The sequence below is a fragment of the Streptomyces sp. NPDC048523 genome, from assembly GCF_043199815.1.
Lineage (GTDB): Bacteria > Actinomycetota > Actinomycetes > Streptomycetales > Streptomycetaceae > Streptomyces.
In genome coordinates this window covers 1,062,687-1,087,698 of record NZ_JBICWQ010000003.1, presented here as the reverse complement: position 1 = coordinate 1,087,698, position 25,012 = coordinate 1,062,687, and the positions used below count along the sequence as shown (strand labels likewise).

Annotated in this window: 25 protein-coding genes; 14 read left to right on the top strand and 11 right to left on the bottom strand. The window is 69.9% G+C overall.

Annotation, left to right across the window (positions count from 1 at the left end; all coding sequences use genetic code 11):
- The first annotated feature begins 114 nt into the window (after positions 1-114).
- The 5 genes from ACGFWE_RS20870 (at position 115) to ACGFWE_RS20850 (ending at position 5,324) form a co-directional block, all read left to right on the top strand.
- Positions 115-1,050, top strand: a complete 936-nt coding sequence (locus ACGFWE_RS20870) for a cellulose-binding protein (protein WP_352391250.1) — start codon at positions 115-117, stop codon at positions 1,048-1,050.
- A gap of 352 nt (positions 1,051-1,402) precedes the next feature.
- Positions 1,403-2,365 carry an ABC transporter ATP-binding protein gene (locus tag ACGFWE_RS20865; RefSeq protein WP_352391249.1) on the top strand — a complete coding sequence of 321 codons (963 nt, stop codon included), beginning with the start codon at positions 1,403-1,405 and terminating at the stop codon, positions 2,363-2,365.
- 2 nt (positions 2,366-2,367) lie between these two features.
- A complete protein-coding gene (locus ACGFWE_RS20860) occupies positions 2,368-3,138 on the top strand; it encodes an ABC transporter permease (protein ID WP_393600747.1) in 771 nt (256 codons plus the stop codon).
- Between the two features lie 111 nt (positions 3,139-3,249).
- Positions 3,250-4,449, top strand: a complete 1,200-nt coding sequence (locus ACGFWE_RS20855) for an ABC transporter ATP-binding protein (protein ID WP_352391247.1) — start codon at positions 3,250-3,252, stop codon at positions 4,447-4,449.
- Positions 4,446-5,324 (top strand): ABC transporter permease, encoded by an 879-nt coding sequence (locus ACGFWE_RS20850; RefSeq protein WP_393600745.1) that lies wholly within the window; start codon positions 4,446-4,448, stop codon positions 5,322-5,324. The genes ACGFWE_RS20855 and ACGFWE_RS20850 overlap by 4 nt, the downstream gene beginning before the upstream one ends.
- Positions 5,325-5,330: 6 nt before the next feature.
- On the opposite strand, the gene ACGFWE_RS20845 is transcribed toward ACGFWE_RS20850, so the two are convergent.
- The gene (locus ACGFWE_RS20845; protein ID WP_037721485.1) at positions 5,331-5,672 is read right to left on the bottom strand and encodes a hypothetical protein; all 342 of its coding nucleotides are present in this window, start codon (positions 5,670-5,672) and stop codon (positions 5,331-5,333) included.
- A gap of 223 nt (positions 5,673-5,895) precedes the next feature.
- Here ACGFWE_RS20845 and ACGFWE_RS20840 point away from each other — a divergent pair, with 223 nt between their 5' ends.
- The gene (locus tag ACGFWE_RS20840; protein ID WP_352391245.1) at positions 5,896-6,924 is read left to right on the top strand and encodes an LLM class flavin-dependent oxidoreductase; all 1,029 of its coding nucleotides are present in this window, start codon (positions 5,896-5,898) and stop codon (positions 6,922-6,924) included.
- Positions 6,925-7,009: 85 nt separating this feature from the next.
- Here the strand turns inward: ACGFWE_RS20840 and ACGFWE_RS20835 are convergent, their stop codons facing one another.
- Positions 7,010-7,402: an SCO5389 family protein gene (locus tag ACGFWE_RS20835; RefSeq protein WP_007384741.1), complete on the bottom strand. Its 393-nt coding sequence runs from the start codon at positions 7,400-7,402 to the stop codon at positions 7,010-7,012.
- A gap of 255 nt (positions 7,403-7,657) precedes the next feature.
- Here ACGFWE_RS20835 and nucS point away from each other — a divergent pair, with 255 nt between their 5' ends.
- Together nucS and ACGFWE_RS20825 are read left to right on the top strand one after the other, a co-directional pair.
- A complete protein-coding gene (gene nucS, locus ACGFWE_RS20830; protein WP_352391244.1) occupies positions 7,658-8,329 on the top strand; it encodes an endonuclease NucS in 672 nt (223 codons plus the stop codon).
- A 134-nt stretch (positions 8,330-8,463) separates the two neighbouring features.
- Positions 8,464-10,017, top strand: coding sequence for an alpha/beta hydrolase (locus tag ACGFWE_RS20825; RefSeq protein ID WP_393600742.1), 1,554 nt, complete (start codon positions 8,464-8,466; stop codon positions 10,015-10,017).
- Positions 10,018-10,044: 27 nt separating this feature from the next.
- On the opposite strand, the gene ACGFWE_RS20820 is transcribed toward ACGFWE_RS20825, so the two are convergent.
- From ACGFWE_RS20820 to ACGFWE_RS20805, 4 genes are all read right to left on the bottom strand, one after another.
- Positions 10,045-12,567: an ATP-binding protein gene (locus ACGFWE_RS20820; protein WP_393600740.1), complete on the bottom strand. Its 2,523-nt coding sequence runs from the start codon at positions 12,565-12,567 to the stop codon at positions 10,045-10,047.
- A gap of 228 nt (positions 12,568-12,795) precedes the next feature.
- Complete coding sequence (locus tag ACGFWE_RS20815; RefSeq protein ID WP_352391241.1) at positions 12,796-13,119, bottom strand: STAS domain-containing protein; 324 nt, start codon at positions 13,117-13,119, stop codon at positions 12,796-12,798.
- A gap of 171 nt (positions 13,120-13,290) precedes the next feature.
- The gene (locus ACGFWE_RS20810) at positions 13,291-14,139 is read right to left on the bottom strand and encodes a 3-hydroxyacyl-CoA dehydrogenase family protein (protein ID WP_328640934.1); all 849 of its coding nucleotides are present in this window, start codon (positions 14,137-14,139) and stop codon (positions 13,291-13,293) included.
- Between the two features lie 136 nt (positions 14,140-14,275).
- The gene (locus tag ACGFWE_RS20805; protein ID WP_352391239.1) at positions 14,276-14,917 is read right to left on the bottom strand and encodes a TetR/AcrR family transcriptional regulator; all 642 of its coding nucleotides are present in this window, start codon (positions 14,915-14,917) and stop codon (positions 14,276-14,278) included.
- 80 nt (positions 14,918-14,997) lie between these two features.
- On the opposite strand from ACGFWE_RS20805, the gene ACGFWE_RS20800 reads away from it, so the two are divergent.
- The 3 genes from ACGFWE_RS20800 to ACGFWE_RS20790 are packed head-to-tail and all read left to right on the top strand — an operon-like array spanning position 14,998 to position 17,126.
- Positions 14,998-15,783 (top strand): ABC transporter ATP-binding protein, encoded by a 786-nt coding sequence (locus ACGFWE_RS20800; RefSeq protein WP_393600737.1) that lies wholly within the window; start codon positions 14,998-15,000, stop codon positions 15,781-15,783.
- Between the two features lie 7 nt (positions 15,784-15,790).
- On the top strand, positions 15,791-16,540 hold the full coding sequence (locus tag ACGFWE_RS20795; RefSeq protein ID WP_352391237.1) for an ABC transporter permease: 750 nt from the start codon (positions 15,791-15,793) through the stop codon (positions 16,538-16,540).
- A gap of 13 nt (positions 16,541-16,553) precedes the next feature.
- Positions 16,554-17,126, top strand: a complete 573-nt coding sequence (locus ACGFWE_RS20790) for a cob(I)yrinic acid a,c-diamide adenosyltransferase (protein WP_352391236.1) — start codon at positions 16,554-16,556, stop codon at positions 17,124-17,126.
- Here the strand turns inward: ACGFWE_RS20790 and ACGFWE_RS20785 are convergent.
- Positions 17,123-17,653 (bottom strand): hypothetical protein, encoded by a 531-nt coding sequence (locus tag ACGFWE_RS20785; RefSeq protein WP_352391235.1) that lies wholly within the window; start codon positions 17,651-17,653, stop codon positions 17,123-17,125. The two genes, ACGFWE_RS20790 and ACGFWE_RS20785, sit on opposite strands and share 4 nt — an antisense overlap.
- A gap of 150 nt (positions 17,654-17,803) precedes the next feature.
- On the opposite strand from ACGFWE_RS20785, the gene ACGFWE_RS20780 reads away from it, so the two are divergent.
- The 3 genes from ACGFWE_RS20780 (at position 17,804) to ACGFWE_RS20770 (ending at position 21,553) form a co-directional block, all read left to right on the top strand.
- On the top strand, positions 17,804-18,973 hold the full coding sequence (locus tag ACGFWE_RS20780) for a sensor histidine kinase (RefSeq protein ID WP_393600734.1): 1,170 nt from the start codon (positions 17,804-17,806) through the stop codon (positions 18,971-18,973).
- Positions 18,970-19,611, top strand: a complete 642-nt coding sequence (locus ACGFWE_RS20775) for a response regulator (protein ID WP_393600732.1) — start codon at positions 18,970-18,972, stop codon at positions 19,609-19,611. The genes ACGFWE_RS20780 and ACGFWE_RS20775 overlap by 4 nt, the downstream gene beginning before the upstream one ends.
- Positions 19,612-19,729: 118 nt before the next feature.
- A complete protein-coding gene (locus tag ACGFWE_RS20770) occupies positions 19,730-21,553 on the top strand; it encodes a glycosyl hydrolase family 18 protein (RefSeq protein ID WP_393600730.1) in 1,824 nt (607 codons plus the stop codon).
- A gap of 8 nt (positions 21,554-21,561) precedes the next feature.
- Here ACGFWE_RS20770 and ACGFWE_RS20765 read toward each other — a convergent pair whose 3' ends face one another.
- From ACGFWE_RS20765 to ACGFWE_RS20750, 4 genes are all read right to left on the bottom strand, one after another.
- Positions 21,562-22,008: a DUF2550 domain-containing protein gene (locus tag ACGFWE_RS20765; protein WP_352391231.1), complete on the bottom strand. Its 447-nt coding sequence runs from the start codon at positions 22,006-22,008 to the stop codon at positions 21,562-21,564.
- A gap of 142 nt (positions 22,009-22,150) precedes the next feature.
- Complete coding sequence (locus ACGFWE_RS20760) at positions 22,151-22,525, bottom strand: F0F1 ATP synthase subunit epsilon (RefSeq protein WP_037721615.1); 375 nt, start codon at positions 22,523-22,525, stop codon at positions 22,151-22,153.
- Between the two features lie 133 nt (positions 22,526-22,658).
- Positions 22,659-24,095: a F0F1 ATP synthase subunit beta gene (gene atpD / locus ACGFWE_RS20755; protein ID WP_352391230.1), complete on the bottom strand. Its 1,437-nt coding sequence runs from the start codon at positions 24,093-24,095 to the stop codon at positions 22,659-22,661.
- Positions 24,095-25,012 carry a F0F1 ATP synthase subunit gamma gene (locus tag ACGFWE_RS20750; RefSeq protein ID WP_352391229.1) on the bottom strand — a complete coding sequence of 306 codons (918 nt, stop codon included), beginning with the start codon at positions 25,010-25,012 and terminating at the stop codon, positions 24,095-24,097. Before ACGFWE_RS20750 ends, atpD begins: the two co-directional genes overlap by 1 nt.

Genomic DNA, 25,012 nt, shown 5'->3' with positions numbered 1-25,012 from the left:
CCACTCAAAAGGGGTGTCATTCTCCAGATCAAACACGTATCCGCTCGATGACACACCGCTTCGGCCCCTAGGATTCCCCCTATCACCTCACCGGTCTCATTTGACAGGAACCCCATGAGCGACACTTCCCCCTACGGCTTCGAGCTTGTGCGGCGTGGGTACGACCGCGCTCAGGTGGACGAACGGATCTCCAAGCTCGTCTCCGACCGTGACAGCGCTCTCTCCCGCATCACCGCCCTGGAAAAGCGCATCGAGGAGCTCCACCTCGAGACGCAGAACGCCCAGGCCCAGGTGTCCGACGCCGAGCCGTCGTACGCCGGTCTCGGCGCGCGTGTCGAGAAGATCCTCCGCCTCGCCGAGGAGGAGGCCAAGGACCTGCGCGAGGAGGCCCGTCGCGCGGCCGAGCAGCACCGCGAACTCGCCGAGTCGTCGGCCCAGCAGGTCCGCAACGACGCAGAATCGTTCGCTGCGGAGCGCAAGTCCAAGGCGGAGGACGAGGGCGTCCGGATCGTCGAGAAGGCCAAGAGCGACGCGTCCCAGCTGCGTTCCGAGGCCCAGAAGGACGCGCAGTCCAAGCGTGAGGAGGCGGACGCCCTCTTCGAGGAGACCCGCGCCAAGGCCGCGCAGGCGGCTGCCGACTTCGAGACGAACCTCGCCAAGCGCCGCGAGCAGTCCGAGCGCGACCTGGCGTCGCGTCAGCAGAAGGCGGAGAAGCGTCTCGCGGAGATCGAGCACCGCGCGGAGCAGCTGCGCCTGGAGGCCGAGAAGCTGCGCACCGACGCCGAGCGCCGCGCCCGCCAGACGGTGGAGACCGCGCAGCGCCAGGCCGAGGACATCGTGGCCGACGCCAACGCCAAGGCCGACCGGATCCGTTCGGAATCCGAGCGCGAGCTGGCGGCTCTGACGAACCGTCGCGACTCGATCAACGCCCAGCTGACGAACGTCCGCGAGATGCTCGCCACGCTGACGGGCGCCGCGGTGGCCGCCGCGAGCACCCCGGCCGACGACGAGCCGATCTCCCGTGGGGTTCCGGCCCAGCAGTCCCGGTAACACCGCCTGACGGCACCAAGGGCCCGCACCTTCTCCCCCGACAGGTGCGGGCCTTTGGCGTGTCCGGGTGCGACTGGTGCGCGAGGGCGGGCAGACGTCGTCGGCGATAGGGCCGACCGCCGGGATCCCGTCGCGCTCGGCCGCCCACCGCTGCCGTTCGGCGCCGGCCCGCAGCACCTCGAGTACGTCCCGCGCAGCGACCCGTGTCCGCCACCCGGCCGGCGACAACCCTCGTACGGCCCCCACTCCCTGAGACCGAGGTCGACGGCTCTCACGTTATTTACCTCTCTCGTCAGCCTCCGTTTGCCCATACGGTTGGCATCTGCCGGACCCCGCACCTAGCGTGGTCCGCATGATCGAGCTAGCGGGCCTGACGAAGCGGTACGGCGAGAAGGTGGCGGTCAACAACCTGACCTTCACCGTCAGACCGGGCATCGTCACGGGCTTCCTCGGTCCCAACGGGGCCGGCAAGTCGACCACCATGCGCATGATGCTGGGGCTCGACCGGCCCACCGCCGGGGACGTCCGTATCGACGGCAAGCACTACGACCAGCTCAAGGACCCGCTCACCTACATCGGCGCCCTGCTGGACGCCAAGGCCATGCACGGCGGGCGCAGCGCCTTCAACCACCTGCTGTGTCTCGCGCAGAGCAACGGCATCCCGAAGCAGCGGGTGCACGAGGTTCTCGACACGGTCGGTCTCACCGCCGTCGCGAGGAAGAAGGCCAAGGGTTTCTCGCTCGGCATGGGCCAGCGGCTCGGCATCGCGGGCGCGCTGCTCGGTGATCCGCGGATCCTGATGTTCGACGAGCCGGTCAACGGGCTGGATCCCGAGGGCATCCACTGGATCCGCAACCTGATGAAGTCCCTCGCCGCACAGGGCCGTACGGTCTTCGTCTCCTCCCATCTCATGAGCGAGATGGCGCTGACCGCCGACCACCTCGTCGTCATCGGCCAGGGGCGGCTGCTCGCCGACACCTCCATGGCCGACTTCATCGCGCAGAACTCGCGGTCCTACGTCCGCATCCGCACCCCGCAGCGCGAGCGGCTGCTCGACGTGCTGCACGGAGCCGGGGTGACCGTCGTGGAGACCGGCAACGGCACGCTGGAGGTCGACGGCAGCAAGTCCGAGTACATCGGTGAGCTGGCCGCGCAGCACCAGCTCGTGCTGCACGAGCTGAGCCCGCAACAGGCCTCCCTGGAGGAGGCGTTCATGCAGCTGACCGCGGAGTCGGTCGAGTACCACGCCCACAGCGACACACCCGTCGAGGCACCGCAGCAGCAGCCGTGGGGCAACGGCTGGAAGGGGAACTGACCATGGCGGCGACCCAGGTCATCCGCTCCGAGTGGACCAAGATCCGGTCGGTGGCCTCCACAGTGTGGACGCTCTCCCTCGCCGTGGTCGTCACCATCGGGCTCGGCATCCTGATCTCGGCCCTGTCGAAGAACGAGTTCGACAACATGAGCCGCGAGGACAAACTGTCCTTCGACCCGACCTTCATCAGCTTCGCCGGGATGAGCCTCGGACAGCTCGCGATGATCGTGTTCGGGGTGCTCGTCGTCTCGAACGAGTACAGCACCGGCATGATCCGCACCTCGCTGGCCGCCGTGCCACAGCGCGGCACCTTCCTGGTCAGCAAGATCGCGGTGGCCACCGGGCTCTCGCTGGCCGTCGGTCTCGTCACCAGCTTCGTCACCTTCTTCCTCGGGCAGGCGATGCTCGGCTCGCACCGGGCGGAGATCGGCGACCCGGGCGTGCTGCGTGCCGTGATCGGCGGCGGCGTCTACATGACCCTCATCGCGATGTTCTCGATGGGTGTCGCCGCGATGCTGCGCTCGCCGATGCTGTCGCTGGGCATCCTCATGCCGTTCTTCTTCCTGATCTCCAACATCCTGGGCAATGTCTCGGCGACGAAGAAGATCGGCCGGTTCCTGCCCGACCAGGCCGGCAGCAGGATCATGCAGGTGGTCACGCCGATCGACGACGACACTCCCTACGGCCCCTGGGGCGGGCTCGGGATCATGGCGCTGTGGGTGGCGGTGGCGCTGATCGGCGGTTATGTCCTGTTGAAGAAGCGGGACGCGTGACGCGACGAGCCTTTGCTTTCATTTGAGCGGAACCGTCAGCGTCCCGATAAGCTCCTAACCCTTACGGGGGCGTGTGCCCCGCTGTCCTGAATTTTGCGATGGGTGCGGAGCATGATCGAGGCAGTCGGCCTGACCAAGCGCTACGGCGACAAGACCGCTGTGTACAACCTTTCCTTCCAGGTGCGTCCCGGCACCGTCACCGGCTTCCTGGGCCCCAACGGCTCGGGCAAGTCGACGACCATGCGGATGATCCTCGGCCTGGACAACCCCACCTCGGGGCAGGTGACCATCGGCGGCTACCCCTATCGCAGGCTGCCGAACGCGGCCCGGCAGGTCGGTGCGCTGATCGACGCCAAGGCCGTGCACGGCGGACGGGCGGCCCGTAACCACCTGCTGTGCCTGGCCCAGCTGTCCGGGATCCCGGCCCGCCGGGTGGACGAGGTGCTGGGCGTGGTCGGCCTCCAGGACGTGGCCAGGAAGCGTTCCAAGGGCTTCTCACTCGGCATGGGCCAGCGGCTCGGCATCGCGGCCGCGCTGCTCGGCGACCCGCAGGTGCTGCTCTTCGACGAGCCGGTCAACGGGCTTGACCCCGAGGGCATCCTGTGGGTGCGCAACCTGATGAAGGCGCTGGCCGCGGAGGGCCGTACCGTCTTCGTCTCCTCCCACCTGATGAGCGAGATGGCGCTGACCGCCGACCATCTCATCGTCATCGGGCGCGGGCAGCTGCTCGCCGACATGAGCATCCAGGACTTCATCGCCGCGAACTCCGCGGGCTTCGCGCGCGTGCGCACGCCCGACACCGAGCCGCAGCTGCGCGAGAAGCTGTCGTCCGCGATCACCGAGGCGGGCGGGCACGTCCTGCCCGAGCAGGACGGCGCGCTGCGGGTGACGGGGCTGCCGCTCCCCCGCATCAGCGACATCGCGCACGACACGGACGTACGCCTGTGGGAGCTGTCACCGCACCAGGCCTCGCTGGAGGAGGCGTACATGCGGATGACGCAGGGCGCGGTGGACTACCGCTCGACCATCGACCAGAAGGCGGGCCTGATGCAGCCCCTCCCGCCGGGTGCGCAGCCCCCCATGCCCGTCCCGGGCCAGGGTCAGCCGGACTGGTACGCCCCGCCGCCGCCCCAGCAGGGCGGGCAGCCCTTCACGGGCCCGCAGGGCCACGCGCAGCCGGGTCCGTACGGCGGCCCCGGCGCGGGTGCGCCCAACCCGTACGCCCATCCCCAGCCCCCGGCCGCCCCGCCCGCGCCGCAGGCACCCGCACCGACCGCCACCACCCCGACCGAGTCCGAGGACGCCCGATGAGCACCCCGCAGCCTTCGATGCAGCAGGCCCAGGCCGCCGTGCCGAACCGGCAGGCGGCGGGTGGGCCGTCGTACCCCGGTTACACCTCGCCGATCCCCGTCGTGCGCACGCATCTCGGGCATGCCATCGCGTCGGAGTGGACGAAGATCCGCTCGGTGCGGTCGACGATCTGGACGCTCGGCGTGTTCGTGCTGCTCGTGATCGGGATCGGGCTGGGGGCCGCCGCCCTGGTCGCGGCCAACGCCTCGCAGGAGAGCATGGCGGGCGAGAGCCCGCTGCCCATGGGCTTCTTCGGACTGCTGCTCGGCAGCATGTGCGTCATCACGCTCGGCGTGCTGACCACGGCCTCGGAGTACGGCACCGGAATGATCCGTACGACGATGGTCGCCTGCCCCTCGCGCGGCCGTGTCCTCGCGGCGAAGGCGATCGTGTTCTTCTCCGTCGCCTTCGTGGCCACCCTCGTCCCGGTCATCGTCGTCGCCCTCGCGGACGTGGCCCTGCTGGACGGCGCCCGCACCCCGACCGGCCAGGAGTGGCTGAAGGGTACCCTCGGCATCTCGCTCTACATCGCGCTGCTCGGCCTGCTCTCGCTGATCGTCGGCTCGATCATCCGGCACTCGGCGGGCGCGATCACCCTCATGATCGGTCTGGTGCTGGCCCCGCTGGTCATCGCGCTGTTCATGGTCTCGCAGTCCCTGGAAGGCCTGCGCCAGGCGTTGTTCGAGTACTCCATCCCGAACCAGCTCAGCGTGTTCTACTCCAACTCCCTCACCGACTCCGGCCCTTCGGGCTGGGACCCGCTGTGGATCATCGCCGGCGTGACCGCGGTCGCGTTCGCCGGCGCCTTCGTCCTGCTGGAGAAGCGGGACGTGTAAACAGCCCTAGAACCTCGGCGCGTTACGGGACCGCTGCACCCGCGTGGTGCGGCGGTCCCGTGCGTTCCAGCACGCCTTGTGCCAGTGTCTGCGTTCGTCGACACCCGAGTGGTCCGGCCAGGCCACCACGTGCGGGACGCCGTCCGGGATCATCTGGTCGCAGCCCGGGCACCGGTACGTCTTGCCCTGTGCGCTCGCCCCCGCCACGTGCCGGACGTTCCAGTCCTCGCCCTGCCAGTGCGTCGATGACTGGAAGCCGCCGTACCGGCCGGAACGGTCGTCCTCGGCACTCCGGCCGGCCGAGTCCGACGAACCGGAACCCTTGGGTCGGTTGCGACGCGGGGACACAGGACACCTCACGGGGCTATACAGGAAGCAGGGACCGCGTCCAGCCTACGCGGGACGCGGCGGGGTACGCGTAGGGCACCAACCCCCACAAGTCCCCCTCCGGGGCGACCCATTCTGCAGACAATCGGCAAATCTCTCCGCCAGGCCGTGTCCTCGGCACGTGTCGGGCGGTTATGCCGTGTGGGGGAGCTCCGAGTCGGAGCCAAGGAAGCAGGAAAAGCACATGCACGTGGGAAGTTTCGTGTTGGCGGCCCAGTTCCCGGGTCAGGGCCAGGGGGAGGCGCTGCACCGCGCGGTCCGCTCGGCCGAGGTCGCGGAAGAGGCCGGACTCGACGCGGTCTGGCTGGCAGAACACCACTTCGTACCGTACGGCACCTGTCCGTCGGCGATCACCCTGGCGGCCCTGCTGCTGGGCCGCACCCGCCGTATCCGGGTCGGCACCGCCGTGAGCGTGCTGCCCACGGTGCACCCGGTGGCTCTCGGGGAGCAGGCCGCGCTGCTGCACATGACGAGCGGCGGGCGCTTCTCGCTGGGGGTGGGGCGCGGCGGCCCGTGGGTCGACCTGGAGGTGTTCGGGTCGGGTCTCGAGGCGTACGAGAAGGGCTTCCCGGAATCACTCGATCTGCTGGTGCGCTGGCTGCGCGAGCCGTCCGTCGGGGCGGACGGCGAGCGCTTCCGCTTCCGCGAAGTGCCGGTCGTGCCGCGGCCGTCGGAGGCGCTCACGGAAGTGGCGGGTCCCGAGGTCATCGTCGCCTGCACCTCCCCGGCGAGCGTCCGGCTGGCGGCCGAGCGCGGGCTGCCGATGCTGCTCGGGATGCATGTCGGGGACGAGGAGAAGGCGGAGATGGTCGCACTGTGGCGCAGGCAGGCGCGTGCCGCCGGCCACGCGCCGGAGAAGGTCCTGGACGCGCCCCATGTCTCGGCCGGTATCTGCCAGCTCGCGGACCGGCGCACGGACGCGGTGGAGGCCCTGGTGAAGGCGATGCCGGGCTGGCTCAGGCAGGGACTCGGCGCCCATGTCACGGTCGACGGGCGTGCACGGCAGATGCGCGATCCGGTGGCCTACACCGAACTGCTCTGCGGACTGCACCCGGTGGGCACCCCGCGGCTCGCCGCCGACCGCCTGGCGGCGACCAGCGAACGCACGGGCGTCACCCGTTTCGCCCTGCTCGTCGAGGGCTCGGGAGACCTGGCGGCCACCGAGGAGAACGTACGGCGGCTGGGTGCGGAAGTGCTGCCACATCTGACCTGAATCGGAACAGCCCTGTCCGGCGGGAGCTTGCCGCCCCGTACTGATGCACCTCCCGCGTACGGAGCGGCAAGCGAGCGGCGCCGCGTCAGCAGTCCCGGAACTCCGGAGACTGGTTCAGCAGCTGACTGCGTACCGAGGTGAAGCGGACGAGCGTCTCGTCGACGGAGGAGTCCAACGGGAACACCGCCACCCGGTGGCAGTTCTGGAAGGCCAGCCGCACACCGAAGTGCCGCTGAAGCGCGCCGCGTATCGCGTCACTCGCAAGCGCACGCAGCAGCTGACCGCGTGCCTGCTCGTCCGGCGGGGGCGTCTGGTTGTCGGCGAAGTTGCCGCCGTCGACCTTCAGCTGGGCCACCAGGGAGCTGATCATCTCCCATGCGTAGGGCAGGGAGGTCCGGACGCAGTCGACGAATTCGGCTTCGTCGACCTCGCCTCGCTCGGCCTTCTCGAGTAGGGCCGGTGAGACGTCGAGCGACATGGGTTCTCCTCTCGCACCCCCGATTCCTCAGGGGTTGCCGGACAGATGAGGGAGTTCGCGCGACCGGACACGCTCAGTACACGCCTCGCGACCTCCCGTTCACTACGGTAGGCAACGGACGGTGACGGCACCAGGAGAATGCGAACAAAGGGCACTCCCAACAGGCCCACAATCGGCCACAAGTGAACAGGGTTTCTCCACAGCCTTACGGGCCGAATCGCGTGGACATGCGCCCGTCGAGTAGCGTTGCCGACCATGCGTCTCGTCATTGCCCGGTGTTCCGTCGACTACGCGGGCCGGCTCACCGCCCACCTGCCCTCGGCCCCCCGTCTGATCCTGGTGAAGGCCGACGGCAGCGTCTCCATCCACGCCGACGACCGGGCCTACAAGCCCCTGAACTGGATGTCGCCGCCCTGCACGTTGAAGGAGGGCACCGGCGACGACGAAGGCACCTGGACCGTCATCAACAAGGCGGGCGAGAAGCTCATCATCACGATGGAGGAAGTCCTGCACGACTCCTCGCACGAACTGGGCGTGGATCCCGGCCTGATCAAGGACGGCGTGGAAGCACACCTCCAGGAGCTGCTCGCCGACCGCATCGAAACACTCGGCGACGGCTACACGTTGATCCGCCGCGAGTACATGACGGCCATCGGCCCGGTCGACATCCTGTGCCGGGACGCCGAGGGCCAGACGGTCGCGGTGGAGATCAAGCGGCGCGGCGAGATCGACGGCGTCGAGCAACTCACCCGTTATCTCGACCTGTTGAACCGCGATCCCCATCTCGCCCCGGTCCGCGGCATCTTCGCGGCTCAGGAGATCAAGCCCCAGGCCCGCGTCCTCGCGACCGACCGCGGCATCGGCTGCACGGTGTTGGACTACAACGCGCTGCGGGGCATCGAGGACGACAAGCTGCGGCTGTTCTGACAGCGCGTCTTCTTCTACGACGACGAGGGCCGGGTCCGGTGCACGGACCCGGCCCTCGTGCTGTGCCTGAGCTGTTGTCGGAGACGGCTTGTACTCTGCATTCATTCGATGATCGGAACGACGCGGGGATTTCGATGAGTGACGCACATCCGATACGAAGCCGCAGAACGGGCCTTTCGGTCGGTGCGCGGATACTCGCCGTGGTCGTCCTCGCCACGATCGGGGCCGTCGGTGCCTGGCTTCAGCACGACGCTCCCGGCCGGAGTGCTCAGCCGCGTACGGAGTTCACCGCGAACAACCCGCCCACCGGTCTGCCCACCGCACTCACCACCGGCCAGCACCTTCGCTGGTCCCGCTGCACCTCGCCCCCCACCGCGCGCACGGGCTACGACTGCGCCGTCATGAGGGCCCCTCTCGACTACCGGAAACCAGCCGGCAGGACGATCGACGTCGCCCTGATCCGCCGTAAGGCCACCGGCCCGAACGCCCGGCGCATCGGCTCGCTCGTCCTCAACTTCGGCGGCCCCGGTGTGTCCGGCGTGAGCGGATTACCCGCCCGCCTCAACCAGTACGAGCCGCTCCTCGACCGCTACGACCTGGTCTCCTTCGACCCGCGCGGCGTCGGCGCGACCATCCCCGTGCGCTGCGGCAAGAACGCGGACGACACCGGCTACGACGGGGCCGACGCCTGCAAGGAGCACTCCGGGGTGCTCCTCCCGTACGTCGGTACCTCGCACACCGCCCGCGACCTCGACCTGATGCGCTACCTCCTCGGCGACGAGCGGCTGCACTACTTCGGCGTCTCGTACGGAACGGCGCTCGGCGCGGTCTACGCCCACCTGTACCCGTCGCACGTCGGACGGCTCGTCCTCGAAGCGTCCGTCGATCCGACGGAGGACCTCAACGAGGAGCAGCTGTCGCAGGTCAAGGCTGTCCAGGCGGCCTTCGACCGGTTCGCTGCGCACTGCGCGGCCCGTATCCGCCACTGCCCGACCGGCGATGGGCCCGAGGAGGCCGCGCGACGCATGGCACGCCTGGCCGACCGCCTGGAGAAGACGCCCGCCCCGGCCGGCGGCGGAAGAAACCTCGACGCCGACGCCCTCGCGCTCACGGTCAGTGACTATCTCGACCTCGGCACAGACGGCTGGTCGCCGCTCGCCAAGGCGCTCACCGCGCTGATCGACCACAACGACGGCGGTCCGCTCAGCGAGGGCGCGGACGACACCGGCTCCGCCGACCGCGCGGCGACCCCACGCGACAGCAGCCGCGCCGCCCGGACCGCGATCACCTGCGCGGACTCCAGCCTGCGTCCTGGCTTCGAACGCCTCGACAGGGACGAGGCCCGTATCAAAGCCGCCTCACCCGTCTTCGGCGAGACCTGGTCCACTGGCGTCTACCTCTGTTACGACTGGCCGTTCGACGGCGAGCGCGCCACGCTCCAGGTGAACGCCGACGGCGCGGCCCCCGTCCTGGTGGTCGGCGGCACCGGCGACCCGACCACCCCCTATCCCGGCGCTCGCCACATGGCCCGCGCCCTGGGCGACGGTGTGGGCGTGCTCCTGACGGCCGAGGAAGAGGGCCACGGCACCTACCCGCAGAACCGCTGCGTCGCCAAGGCGGTCGAAACCTACCTGCGCACGGGCCGCACTCCTGCCGTGGGGACGGTGTGCCGGGGCAGCATGTCCTGAGGCCCGTACGGATCCGCGGTCAGAGCACTAGATGACGGACCCGCTCGGTGAACTCACCGTGCTGCTCTCCGGCGCGCCGGCCGAGCTGCTGGTCTCCACCGGGGCGGAGGAGGCGGGGCTGCTGGCCGAGGTGGCGTTGCTCGGGGTGGTGGCCGTCGGGGTGGGCGTGGACGTCGGCGTATCCGAAGGCTTGGGCGACTCGGACGCCGACGATGTCGGTGTACCGGGGCCCGTGGATGTCGACGGCGTCGGCGTCGAGGGCTTGGGCGTCGACGGCTTCGGGGACGTCGGCGTACCGCTGCCCCCCGGCCCCTTCGTCCCACTCGCCGTGTCCGAAGGCTCCGCCGTCCCCGTGGGCGTCGGATCGTCCGAGGTCCCGTACGTCCCGTCGGGCCCCGGGTCGGTCGGGCGGGACGTGGCCGTACCCGTGTCAGCCTTGCCGTCGTCGTTCTTCGGGACGTCCGCGCCGAGGTTGCCGTCGTCGATGCCGACGCTGGCCGAGGGGTTGACGCCCACCTCGTTGGACGGGGCGTTCGGGTCGTTGCCGGAGGTGGCGCCCAGTGTCACGACCGTGCCGAGGACCGCGACCAGCAGCGCACCCGCGCCCGCCGCGACGAGGTTGCGCTTGGCGAGACCCTTGAGTCCGCCGCGGGCCTTGCGCGAGGGCGCGGGCGTGGACGGCGAGCGGTGGACGACGATCGTCTGCGAGTCGGCCGGCGGCTGCAGCGGCGGGAAGGCCGCGGGGACTCCGCCGGGCGGTGAGGCGGACTCGTCGTACCGGGCGTCGGGCACCTCCTCGCCCGCCGTCGCGCCGAGACCGGCCAGGCCGGGCGCGGTGCCGTCCCGGTCGGAGACCAGGGTCAGGGCGCGGCGGCCGGCGACGGTGCCGCGCTTGTCGGCGAGGGCGCCGCGCAGGCCGATGGAGGCCTCGAGTTCGGCGCGGGCCCGGTCGAGCTGTCCGCCGCAGAGCGCGAGGATGCCGAGCTCGTGGTGGAAGTAGGCCTGTTCGGACACCTCGCCGGCCAGCCGGGAGGCCTCGGAACCGGCTCGCAGACAACGCTCCCAGGCACCCCAGTGGCCGCCGGCGGCGAACGCGGGCGCCGCCGTGCGGGCCAGCCGCACGGTGACGGCCTCCTCGCCCTCGTCGGGCGCGGTGGTCGCCGGGACCAGGACGGTGAGGGCGGCGAGCAGGGCGTCGGCCTCCGCGCACACCCGTTCCGGGGTGACCGAGGGGTGTCCGGCCCACCAGGCGTAGTGCTGGGCGGCGGTGTGAGCGCGGCTCTCGGTGTCGTCGCCGTATCCGGCGGCCTCCAGCTGGGTGAGGACACCGGCGGCGAGCCGGTAGCGGGAGCCGACCGGGGAGACCAGGCCGCAGTCCGCGAGCTCACCGAGGGCGGCGTCCGCGTGGGTGTCGCCGATCAGGGCGGGCAGGTGCGCCTGGTGGGGCACCTCGCCGCCGAGCGCGACGGCGAACCGCAGGGTGGCACGGGCGGACTCGCTCAGCCGGGAGGCGAGCAGCGGGGCGGGTGCCGCGGCCTCGCCGAGCGCGGGCAGGGGGATCTCCTCGCTCTCGTCGGCAGCGAGCGGGGCGTCGACCGGGGCCGCGTCGGCGAAGACACCGAACTCGTCGACGGCGTTCGCCCCGGCCCGCAGCCGGTCGCGCTGCCTGAGCAGGGCGCCGGCCTGGACGAAGCGCAGGGGCAGGCCCTCGGACTCGAACCAGAGGTCGCCCGCCCAGTTCGACTCCTCCTCCGTCAGCACCCGTCCGACGGAACGCTCCAGAAGCTCCACGCCGTCGGCGCGCTCCAGGCCGTTGAGGAAGACCTCCTCGACGGCGGAGTCGGCCGAGGGCGCGGGCACGTCGGGAGTGGCACCGATCACGAAGGCGCACTCGGGGGTGGCGTCGAGCAGTTCGTCGAGGGCCGCGCCGCCGAACTCGATGTCGTCGAGGACGACGACCGCGCCGATCTCCCGGATGCAGGAGAGCAGTTCGTCCCGGTCGGGGCGGTGCAAGGGCGAGTCGAAGACGGCGTGGAAGAGGTCGTACAGCAGCTCGCCGGCCGTGCGGTGGAAGCCGGTGAGGCGGACCACGCCGTCGGGGGCGAGGTCCGAGCAGTCCTCGGCGACGAGGTCGAGGAGGCTGGTGCGGCCGGAGCCGGCGGGGCCGGTCAGGCGGACCGAACGGCCGCGGGCGAGGAGCCGTACGAGTCGCTCGCGCTCGCCCTGGCGGGCCAGGAGCGGCAGCGCGGTGCGGGTGGGGCCCGGTGGGACGGGCGGGCGGGCCGCGCGGTCCACCTCGGCGCGTTCGGCGGTGCCGTACTTCTCGGGCCGGCCGGGCCGCTCGCCGGGCGGGCAGGCCTCTATCTCGCTGCCGTCGACGGGGTTGACGGTGAGCAGGAAGTCACCGGCGACGAGCTGCACGGTGCGGGCGAGCGCGGGCGAGTGCTGGCCGAATTCGGATGTGAGGGAGTCCCTGGGAGGCCGCTGACGCGGCGAGCCGCCGTCGTCGTCATGGCCGTACTCCTCGGGTCCCCGGTTGTTCGGGTCCATAGGTTCAAGCCCCCCAAAAGCGTCTCGTGTGCCGACAGTGGCCCTCCCGGCCTGCAGCTCACCGCGCTGTCGCTTCTGGTCCGGGCCCGCTCGAAGGGAATGAGGCAGCGGGCGACCGAACCCTAAACCTTCGCACAGTATCTACGACAGCCCGGGGTACCGCGCCGTCCGAGACGTCACAGTCTCGTGAGGATTGCGCGTGACATGCGTTTCGCCACGGGGGCCCGGTCAGACGCGGGGCAGGGACTCCACGCCGATGCCGCCCTCGATCGCCAGGATCCGGTGCAGCCGGGTGGCGACCAGGAGGCGCTGCATCTGCGGCGGTACGTGGCGCAGCACCAGCCGGCGGCCGCAGCGGCCGGCCCGGCGGTGGGCCCCCATGATCACCCCGAGACCGGTGGCGTCCCAGGAATCCAGCTCGGACAGGTCGAGCACCAGGTCGCCGGCTCCGTCGTCGACGGCCGAGTGCAGGACCGTACGGGCGTCCGCCGCGCTGCGGACGTCGAGGCGGCCCCCGACGACCAGCTCGGCGTGGTCGCCCCTGATGTACATATGCGCTCCCCGTGAGTGCGTGTACTACTCCACGTATTTGCATGTCCAGTGATGACACCTCTGACTGCGTTGGGCGGTCAGAGGTTGCCGTCTGTGAGCGAACCGATACCGAATTCACCCTCGGGTGTGAAACCAGAGGGGTTTGTGCGGTTACGGTGACGGAAAAAACCGTCAGTGCTTGTAGAAGCCCTGCCCGCTCTTGCGTCCGATGTCACCGGCGTCCACCATCCGGCGCATCAGCTCCGGCGGGGCGAACTTCTCGTCCTGGGACTCGGTGTAGATGTTGCTGGTGGCGTGCAGCAGGATGTCGACGCCGGTCAGGTCCGCCGTGGCGAGCGGGCCCATGGCGTGGCCGAAGCCCAGCTTGCAGGCGAGGTCGATGTCCTCGGCGGTCGCGACACCCGACTCGTAGAGCTTGGTCGCCTCGACGACGAGGGCGGAGATGAGACGGGTGGTCACGAACCCCGCCACGTCCCGGTTGACGACGATGCAGGTCTTGCCGACGGACTCGGCGAACTCCCGTGCGGTGGCGAGGGTTTCGTCGCTCGTCTTGTAGCCGCGGACCAGCTCGACGAGCTGCATCATCGGCACCGGCGAGAAGAAGTGCACGCCGACGACCCGCTCCGGGCGCTCGGTGGCCGCCGCGATCTTGGTGATCGGGATCGCGGAGGTGTTGGAGGCCAGTACGGCGTCCGCGCGGACGATCTTGTCGAGCGTGCGGAAGATCTCGTGCTTGACTTCGAGCTTCTCGAAGACGGCCTCGACGACGATGTCGGCGTCGGCGGCCGCGTCCAGGTCGGTGGTCGCGGTGATCCGGGCGAGGGCCGCGTCGGCGTCGTGCGCCTCCAGTTTGCCCTTGCTCACGAACTTGTCGTACGAAGCCTTGATTCCGTCGGTGCCGCGCTTCAGCGCTTCGTCGGTGACGTCCCTCAGGACCACGTCCCAGCCCGCCTGGGCGGAGACCTGGGCAATGCCGGAACCCATCAAGCCGGCGCCGATGACGGCAAGCTTCCGTGCCACTGTTGCGACTCCCTTTGAAACGCCTTACGTCCTGTTTACGTTGCCTCTGCGGCGGACACTAGCGCTCGTGAAGGGCTGTGTGACCGGTTAGTAATGCGCGTCACGTCTCATCTGACGGACATCACACCGGTAGCTGTCACGAGTGGTCTCGTACGGCGTAGTTGAGCACCTTATCGCTCAACAACTCCTCCATGTCGTCGAGAAGCGCGAGCGTCTCTCGTGACACTTCGTCCGGTTTGCGCCCGGCGACCATTTCGCGTCCGATGCTGCCCATGACCGTCTGGTGGAGCCAGTTGATCTGACCGGCGATCAGGGCGGGCAGCGGATCGCCGGGGGCGGCGCCGGTCTCCTCGCGCAGGGTCCCCTCCAGGTTCTCCTGGACCTCCTGCTGGATGCTCCACAGCCGCGAGCGGAGCGTGGGCGCGTCCTGGACGACCCGCATGAAGCGGTCGTAGCCCGCCAGCAGGCCGACCCGCGGCGAGACCGCCTCGACCTCGCCGCGCAGTTCCCTCAGTACGGCCGCGGCCGCCGACTCCCCGACGTCCCGGCCGCGCACCCAGCGCGAGAGACGGTCGACGATGCCTTTGCTGCGGTCGAGGAAGAGGTCCTCCTTGGCCGGGAAGTAGTTGTAGACGGTGTTGACGGAGACGTTCGCGGCCTCGGCGACCTCGGCGACGGTCACCGCGTCGAATCCCCGCTCGATGAACAGGCCGGTCGCGACGTCCGAGATGTACTGCCGGGTCTGCCGCTTCTTCCGCTCCCTGAGCCCCTCTGCCATGTCCCGATCCTAGCCGTTCTTGGGCTCCCTCAAATTTTGGGGCCATTGCAAAATTTCAGGGACTCTGTTTTTCTGGCTCCATGGCAACTGTCATCAGCGCGGCCGGACTGGCCCGCACCTTCCAGACCAAGCACGGCCCCGTCGAGGCCGTCCGCGGAATCGATCTCACCGTCCGCGAGGGCGAGATCCTCGGCTTCCTGGGCCCGAACGGCGCCGGGAAGACGACCACCCTGCGGATGCTCACGACCCTCCTGGCACCCACCGGCGGCGCGGCCACCGTCGCCGGCTGCGACCTCGCGACCGACGCCGCGGGGGTGCGGCGGGCGTGCGGGTACGTGGCCCAGTCGGGCGGGGTGGACCCGCAGGTCTCCGTGCGGGAGGAGCTGATCACGCAGGGGCGGCTCTACCGGCTGACGAAGGACCAGGCCGTCGCCCGCACCGCCGAGTTGGCCCACGACCTCGGCCTCACCGAGCTGCTCGACCGCAGGTGCGGCACGCTCTCCGGCGGCCGGCGCCGCCGCCTGGACATCGCGATGGCGCTCACGCACCGCCCGAAGGTGCTGTTCCTGGACGAGCCGACCACCGGACTCGACCCCGCCGGCCGCGCCGGCCTGTGGGACCTGATCCGCCGTCTGCGCGACGAGTACGGCACGACCGTCTTCCTGACCACCCACTACCTCGACGAGGCCGACGCCCTCTCCGACCGTCTGGTGATCGTCGATCAGGGCGTGGTCGTGGCGGAGGGAACACCGGCGAAGCTGAAGCTGGAGTTCGCGGGCTCGATCGACGCCTCGCTCCAGGACACCTTCCTCGCGATCACCGGCCGCAGCGCCACGCCGACCGACGCCGCCCCCGTAGCCGTATAGGAACCCCATGCTTCTCCAGGACACCGCTCTCATCTACGGCCGCTACCTGCGCCAGTCGCTGCGCTCCCGCATCGCCCTGCTCTTCGGTGTGCTGACGCCGCTGCTGTATCTGCTGTTCTTCGGCCCGCTGCTCACCGATCTGCCGCTCGGCGGACAGGGCAGCTCCTGGCAGGTCCTCGTGCCCGGACTGCTGCTCCAGCTGGGGTTGTTCGGGGCGCTGTTCGCCGGCTTCCTGATCATCATGGAGAAAAGCCAGGGCGTGGTGGAGCGGATGCGGGTCACCCCCGTCAGCCGGCTCGCCCTGCTGCTGGGCCGGGTGCTGCGCGACGCCACGGTGTTCGTCCTCCAGGCAGTGCTGCTGGTCCTCGCCGCGGTGGCGATGGGGCTCCGGGCCCCGCTGACCGGCATCCTGATCGGCTTCGCGTTCGTCGCTCTGCTGACCGTCTCGCTGGCCTCGCTGTCGTACGCGCTGGCGATGAAGGTCCGGACCCCTCAGGAGTTCGGCCCGCTGATCAACGCCGTGTCGATGCCGTCGATGCTGCTGTCCGGCCTCATGCTCCCGATGACCCTCGGCCCGGCCTGGCTGGACGTCCTCTCCCACCTCATGCCGCTGCGCTATCTGGTGGACGCCATGAGGGACGCGTACGTCGGCTCGTACACGACGCCTCACATGCTGTACGGCGCCCTGGTCGCCGTGGCCCTCGCGGGACTCGCCGTGACGGTGGGCACACGGGTCTTCCGGACGTCCGGGGCGTAACTACGCTGGCCTCATGGTCAATCTGACGCGCATCTACACCAGGACCGGCGACCAGGGCACCACCGCCCTCGGCGACATGAGCCGGGTCGCCAAGACCGATCTGCGGATCTCCGCGTACGCGGACGCCAACGAGGCGAACGCCGTGATCGGCACGGCGATCGCGCTGGGCGGACTCGACGAGGAGGTCGTCAAGGTCCTCACCCGGGTGCAGAACGACCTGTTCGACGTCGGAGCCGACCTGTCCACGCCCGTGGTCGAGAACCCGCAGTTCCCGCCCCTCAGGGTCGAGCAGTTCTACATCGACAAGCTGGAGGCGGACTGCGACCGCTTCAACGAGCGGCTGGAGAAGCTCCGCTCCTTCATCCTCCCCGGCGGCACCCCGGGCGCGGCGCTGCTCCACCAGGCCTGCACGGTCGTACGCCGGGCCGAGCGCTCGACGTGGGCGGCGCTGGAGGTCCACGGCGAGGCGATGAACCCGCTCACCGCGACCTACTTGAACCGCCTGTCGGACCTGCTGTTCATCCTGGCGCGCACGGCCAACAAGGACGTCGGGGACGTGCTCTGGGTCCCGGGCGGGGAGCGTTAGCGCTCGCGCTTGGGGAACAGCGTGTAGCTGCCGGCGATGACCAGGTTGATGACGATCAGCCACAGCATGCGCTGCTGCCAGGCGCGCAACGAGTCGGCCTGGCCGTCGCCGACGTACCAGACGGCGGCCTGGAGCAGAGCCATGGCGACGACCGCGGCGAGGGTCCAGCGGCCCGCGACCTTCCACTCGTGGGCGGCGCGGGCCATGCCGTACCTCGGCGGCTTCACCGGCGGCGGACCACCGGCGAACCGGTGGGCGACCCGGGCGTCCGCCCACTTGATCGTCGAGTGACCGAGGCCCACGGTGAAACCGATGTAGACGGCGGCCAGGCCGTGCTTCCAGTCGGGCTCGGCACCGTTCTTCAGGTCGATCGCTGTGACCGTGAACAGCACGAGCTCCAGCAGCGGCTCGCACAGCAGCAGGGCCAGTCCGACACGCGGCATGCGCAGCCCGTAGCGGAAGGCCAGTCCGGCCGCGAGCAGCACCCAGAAGGCCACCTCACAGGCGACGATCAGTCCGACGACCACGACCACTCCCTTCGTCTCCCCTCAAGGCTCCCGGCCGGGGCCGCCCCTTTCGTCGTCGGCGGTGACGAGTCCGCGGTACATCGAAAGATGCAGTCCAGGACCGTTCCCGGGCATCACGCGCGGCGCGCGGACACCGTGTTGGATGGAGTCATGGCCCTCCCCCGCCCGCACCGCTTCGACGTGTACATCGCGGTCGGCGGGCTGCTCGGCGGCCTGTTGCTGGTGGGCATCGGCCTGGGCACCCGTCCGTCCAGCGATCCGATGACGCTCTTCGACGGTCCCTGGCCGGTCCTCGTGCCGCTCACCGTGCTGGCCGGCTGCGAGCTGCTGCGCCGGACGGCCCCTCGCGCGGCCCTGCTCATCGCCACCGTCGCGATCTGCGCCGACCTCGTGACCCAGGGCAGTCTCGCCACGGTCCTGATGTTCACCGACGTCGTCTACGCGGCCGTGCTGTACGGCCCGCTCGCCTCGGCCCGCCGCATCCAGTGGATCACCGGGCTGCTCACGGTGGCCGGGACCCTGGTGCCGTTCGCGGTGTGGCGGGAGCCGGAGGCGCTGCTGATCGGCGTGGTGGTGGGTGTCGTGGCGTACGGGCCCGCCGCCACCGGGTGGATCGTGCGCGACCACCGGGACGCCGCCGAGGCCGCCCGACTGCGTGCCGAACAGACCGCGCTGCTGGCGGAGATGGACCGCGCCCAGGCCGTGACCGCGGAACGGGCCCGTATGGCAAGGGAGTTGCACGACATGGTCGCCAACCACCTGTCCGCGATCGCCATCCACTCCACGGCCGCACTGTCCATCGACGAACCGGCCACCTCACGGCAGGCGCTGACCGTCATCAGGGAGAACAGCGTGGCCGGCCTCGCCGAGATGCGGCGGCTGATCGGCATCCTGCGGGACGCCGGCGGCGACACCGAGCCCGCTGCCTCTCCCACCCTGGACGGCCTCACCGCACTGGTCGACGGCGCCCGCGCCAACGGCCTCGACGTGCGCCTCGACACCGACGACCACGGCAGGGTTCCCGCACCGGTCGAGCTCGCCGCCTACCGCATCGTCCAGGAGTCCCTGACCAACGCCCTCAAGCACGCCTGCCCCGGCCGCGTCACCGTGGCCCTCGGCCGGCGCGACGGTCTGCTCGACATCCGGGTGACCAGCCCCTACGGCCACCGCGACGGCCCGCGGGCCCCCGGATCCGGCGCCGGACTGGCCGGCATGCGGGAGCGGGCCGCGCTGCTCGGCGGCACCTTCCGGGCCGGACCGCAGGACGCGCTGTGGGTCGTACACGCCACGCTCCCCGTGTCGGAAGGAGAATCCGCATGATCCGTGTCCTCGTCGCCGAGGACCAGTCCGCCGTACGCGCCGGGCTCGTCCTCATCCTGCGCAGCGCACCCGACATCGAGGTGGTCGGCGAGGCGGCCGACGGTGAGCAGGCGGTGGAGCGCGCCCGGGAGCTGCGGCCCGACCTGGTGCTGATGGACGTTCAGATGCCGCGGCTGGACGGGGTGTCGGCGACCCGGACGGTCGTCTCGGAGGGACTCGCCGACGTCCTCGTGCTGACCACGTTCGACCTCGACGAGTACGTGTTCGGGGCGCTGCGCGCGGGCGCGTCCGGGTTCCTGCTGAAGAACACCGAGGCCCGGGACCTGCTGGAAGCGGTGCGGACCGTGGCACGCGGGGAGGGGCTGATCGCTCCCGCCGTCACCCGTCGTCTGATCGCCGAGTTCGCCGCGAGGCCGGTCCGCGGGCCGGGCACCGATCCCGCGGTCCTCGACTCCCTCACCCGCCGCGAACGCGAGGTGCTCTCCTGTCTCGGGGAGGGCCTGTCCAACGCCGACATCGCCGGCCGCCTCGACATGGCCGAGGCCACGGTGAAGACGCACGTCAGCCGGTTGTTGGGGAAGCTGGAGCTGCGGAGCCGGGTGCAAGCGGCCGTACTGGCACAGGAGTTGGGCGTCTAGTTGCGCCGTGAACCAGAGTGGTCCAGACCTATTGACCTGTGGTCCAGACCTTTCTATTCTCGCGGCACCGTGGGTGTGAAGGCTCAGTCACGCCCCCAACTCCCCTAGGAGGCGCACGATGCGCTTCAGACGCAGAGCCGCGGCAGGATTCGCGACACTGTTGCTCCCCTTCGCCGGTCTGGTCGGCCTCGCGAGCCCCGCCCAGGCCGCGACCTCCGCCACGGCGACCTACGCCAAGACCCAGGACTGGGGTTCCGGATTCGAAGGCAAGTGGACGGTGAAGAACACCGGTACCACCAGCCTCAGTTCCTGGACCGTCGAGTGGGACTTCCCCTCCGGCACCTCCGTCACCTCCGCCTGGGACGCCGACGTCACCTCCGCCGGCACCCACTGGACCGCCAGGAACAAGTCCTGGAACGGCACCCTCGCCCCCGGCGCCTCCGTCTCCTTCGGCTTCAACGGCGCCGGCGCGGGCTCCCCGGCCAACTGCAAGCTGAACGGCGGCAGCTGTGACGGCGGCTCCACTCCCGGGGACGCGGCACCGTCCGCCCCCGGCACCCCCAACGCCTCCGGTATCACCAACACCTCGGTGAAACTGGCCTGGAGCGCCGCCACCGACGACAAGGGCATCAAGAACTACGACGTGCTGCGCGACGGTGCCAAGGTGGCGACCGTGACGACGACCTCGTACACGGACACCGGCCTGAGTGCCGGCACCGACTACTCGTACACCGTGCAGGCCCGTGACACCGCCGACCAGACCGGACCGGCCAGTGGCGCGGTCGCGGTGCACACCACCGGCGGCACCACGGACCCGCCGCCCACCGGCTCCAAGGTCAAGCTCGGGTACTTCACCGAGTGGGGCGTCTACGGCCGCAACTACCACGTCAAGAACCTGGTGACCTCGGGCTCCGCCTCGAAGATCACCCACATCAACTACGCGTTCGGCAACGTCAAGGACGGCAAGTGCGTCGTCGACGACACCTACGCCGCCTACGACAAGGCGTACACCGCCGACCAGTCCGTCAGTGGCGCCGCGGACACCTGGGACCAGCCGCTGCGCGGCAACTTCAACCAGCTGCGTGAGCTCAAGGCCAAGTACCCGAACATCAAGGTGCTGTACTCCTTCGGCGGCTGGACCTACTCCGGCGGCTTCGCGCAGGCCGCGGCCAACCCCGCCGCCTTCGCCGCCTCCTGCAAGTCGGTCATCGAGGACCCGCGCTGGGCGGATGTCTTCGACGGTATCGACATCGACTGGGAGTACCCGAACGCCTGCGGTCTGACCTGCGACACCAGCGGGGCCGCGGCCTTCAAGAACCTGATGGGCGCGCTGCGCTCGGAGTTCGGCCCGAACTACCTGGTCACCGCGGCCATCACGGCCGACGGCTCCTCCGGCGGCAAGCTCGACGCGGCCGACTACGGCGGCGCCTCCCAGTACATCGACTGGTACAACGTGATGACCTACGACTACTTCGGCGCCTTCAACGCGCAGGGCCCGACCGCCCCGCACTCGCCACTGACGTCGTACGCCGGCATCCCGCAGGCGGGCTTCAACTCGGCCGACGCGATCGCCAAGCTGAAGTCGAAGGGCGTGGCCTCCAACAAGCTGCTGCTCGGCATCGGCTTCTACGGCCGCGGCTGGACCGGCGTCACCCAGGCCGCCCCCGGGGGCTCGGCGACCGGAGCGGCACCCGGCACCTACGAGGCGGGCATCGAGGACTACAAGGTCCTCAAGACGTCCTGCCCGGCCACCGGCACCATCGCGGGCACGGCGTACGCCTACTGCGGCAACAACTGGTGGTCCTACGACACCCCCGCGACGATCGCCGGAAAGATGACCTGGGCCAAGAACCAGGGCCTGGGCGGCGCGTTCTTCTGGGAGTTCAGCGGCGACACCGGCAACGGAGAGCTGGTGAGCGCCATCAACAGCGGGCTGTCGTAACCAGCCCGCTAGGCCACATTGACGCGCTGACCGGGCGGGGCTGCCTCCAGCCACGCGAGGAAACCGGTCAGCGCGTCGTCGCTCATGGCGAGTTCGAGACGCGTGCCCCGGTGCACACAGGTCAGGATCACGGCGTCGGAGAGCAGGGCCATCTCCTCCTCCCCGTCGGGCAGACGCCGGCCGGCGACCTCGATCGCGGCACGCTCCAGGACCCGGCGCGGACGATAGGCGTAGGAGAAGACGCGGTACCACTCGACGCGGTCGCCGTTGTACCGGGCCACGCCGTAGCTCCAGCCCTTGCCGCTGGTGTCGGATTTCTCCGGGACGTCCCAGCGCAGGGAACAGTCGAAGGTGCCGCCGGAGCGCTGGATGAGCCTGCGGCGCAGGCCGAAGACGAACAGCCCCAGTACCACCAGGGCCACGACGATTCCGCACACAGTCAGAGCGAGGACCATCGACACCGACCTCCTCGTCTCCTAGGTACCTTCAACAGGTAACGGAACGGAAAAAACATCCAGATCTGCCTCAGCCGCGACCGGCTCCGGATCGCTCCGGTGCCGGCCGCGGCTGAGTGACGTCATACGGCTCCGCGCTGGTTCAGCGCGAAGTCGCCGCGCGCAGTCGTACGTCCGCGCGACGCTCGGCGGCGGCGTCGCCCTCCGCCTTCGCGCGCTCCAGCTCCCGCTCCGCGCGCTGGACGTCGATCTCGTCCGACAGCTCGGCGATCTCGGCCAGCAGCGACAGCTTGTTGTCGGCGAACGAGATGAAACCGCCGTGCACCGCGGCGACGACCGTCCCGCCATCGCTCGTACGGATGGTCACCGGGCCCGACTCCAGCACACCGAGCAGCGGCTGGTGACCGGGCATGACGCCGATGTCGCCGGACGTGGTGCGCGCGACGACCAGGGTGGCCTCGCCGGACCAGACCTCTCGGTCGGCCGCGACCAGCGCGACGTGCAGCTCAGCAGCCAAGGTGGCTCCTCGGGTCACCACCCGGCGGTTCTGCCGGGTGTTGGTTACAAGTCTAGTGGGCGTGCGTGAGGGGGCGGGACGTGCCCCGCCCCCTCACGCGTGAACCACAGGGTTCACTTCGAACTCAGGCCGTTCAGGAGACGCCGAGCTCCTTGGCGTTGGCCTTGAGGTCCTCCAGGCCACCGCACATGAAGAACGCCTGCTCCGGGAAGTGGTCGAACTCGCCGTCACAGATCGCGTTGAACGCGGTGATCGACTCGTCCAGCGGCACGTCCGAACCGTCCACGCCGGTGAACTGCTTGGCGACGTGGGTGTTCTGCGACAGGAAGCGCTCGACGCGGCGGGCACGCTGGACGACCAGCTTGTCCTCCTCGCTGAGCTCGTCGATGCCGAGGATCGCGATGATGTCCTGGAGGTCCTTGTACTTCTGCAGGATCCCCTTGACACGCATGGCGGTGTTGTAGTGGTCCGCCGTGATGTAGCGCGGGTCCAGGATCCGGGACGTGGAGTCCAGCGGGTCCACGGCCGGGTAGATGCCCTTCTCGGAGATCGGACGGGACAGAACCGTCGTCGCGTCGAGGTGGGCGAAGGTGGTGGCCGGGGCCGGGTCGGTCAGGTCGTCCGCGGGGACGTAGATCGCCTGCATCGAGGTGATCGAGTGTCCACGGGTCGAGGTGATGCGCTCCTGGAGGAGACCCATCTCGTCGGCCAGGTTCGGCTGGTAGCCCACCGCGGAGGGCATACGGCCGAGCAGGGTCGAGACCTCGGAACCGGCCTGCGTGAAGCGGAAGATGTTGTCGATGAAGAACAGCACGTCCTGCTTCTGCACATCGCGGAAGTACTCCGCCATGGTCAGACCCGCCAGGGCCACGCGCAGACGGGTGCCCGGGGGCTCGTCCATCTGGCCGAAGACCAGCGCGGTCTTGTCGATGACGCCCGAGTCGGACATCTCCTCGATGAGGTCGTTGCCCTCACGGGTGCGCTCACCGACACCGGCGAACACGGAGACACCGTCGTGGTTGTTGGCGACGCGGTAGATCATCTCCTGGATGAGCACCGTCTTGCCGACGCCGGCACCGCCGAACAGACCGATCTTTCCACCCTTGACGTACGGGGTGAGAAGGTCGATGACCTTGACGCCGGTCTCGAACATCTCGGTCTTCGACTCGAGCTCGTCGAAGTTCGGGGCCTTGCGGTGGATGGACCAGCGCTCGCCGTCGTAGGTCTCGTCGCTGTTCAGCACCTCGCCGAGGGTGTTGAACACCTTGCCCTTGGTGAAGTCGCCGACCGGGACGGTGATGCCCGTGCCGGTGTCGGTGACGGCGGCCTGGCGGACCAGACCGTCGGTGGGCTGCATCGAGATGGTGCGGACCAGGCCGTCACCCAGGTGCTGGGCGACCTCCAGGGTCAGCGTCTTCTTCTCGCCGGCGAGGGCCGGGTCGGCCACCTCGACGTGAAGGGCGTTGTAGATCTCCGGCATGGCGTCGACGGGGAATTCCACGTCGACGACCGGGCCGATGACCCGGGCGACGCGGCCCGTGGCAACGGCCGTCTCAACTGTCGTCGTCATTACCTGTCACTCCCCGCGGACGCGTCGGCCAGGGCTGCGGAGCCACCGACGATCTCGCTGATTTCCTGGGTGATTTCGGCCTGGCGGGCCGCGTTGGCAAGTCGGGAGAGCGTGGTGATGAGCTCTCCGGCGTTGTCGGTGGCCGACTTCATCGCGCGCCGCGTGGCGGCGTGCTTGGAGGCGGCCGACTGGAGCAGCGCGTTGTAGATACGGCTCTCCACGTAGCGCGGCAGCAGGGCGTCGAGGACGTCCTCCGCCGAGGGCTCGAAGTCGTAGAGCGGGAGGATCTCGCCCTGCGGCTTCGCTTCCTTCGCCACCTCTTCGAGGCTGAGCGGCAGCAGGCGGTCGTCGAGCGCCGTCTGCGTCATCATCGAGACGAACTCGGTGAAGACGATGTGGAGCTCGTCCACGCCGCCCTCGGCCGTGTCCTTCTCGATGGCCTCGATCAGCGGACCCGCGACCTTCTTGGCGTCCGCGTACGTGGGCTCGTCGGTGAACCCGGTCCACGACTCCGAGATCTTGCGCTCACGGAAGTTGTAGTGGGCGACACCACGGCGGCCGACGACATAGATCTCGACCTCCTGGCCCTCGCGCTCCAGCCGCTCGGTGAGCCGCTCCGCCTGCTTGATGGCGTTGGAGTTGAAAGCGCCCGCGAGACCGCGGTCGCTCGTCAGGAGCAGCACCGCGGACCGCGTGACCGTCTCGGCCTGCGTGGTCAGCGGGTGCCTGGTGTTCGAGCCGGTGCCGACCGCCGTGACCGCGCGGGTGAGCTCGGTCGCGTAGGGCGTGGAGGCCGCCACCTTGCGCTGCGCCTTGATGACGCGCGAGGCGGCGATCATCTCCATCGCCTTGGTGATCTTCTTGGTCGCGGTGACGGATCGGATGCGACGCTTGTAGACCCGGAGCTGGGCTCCCAT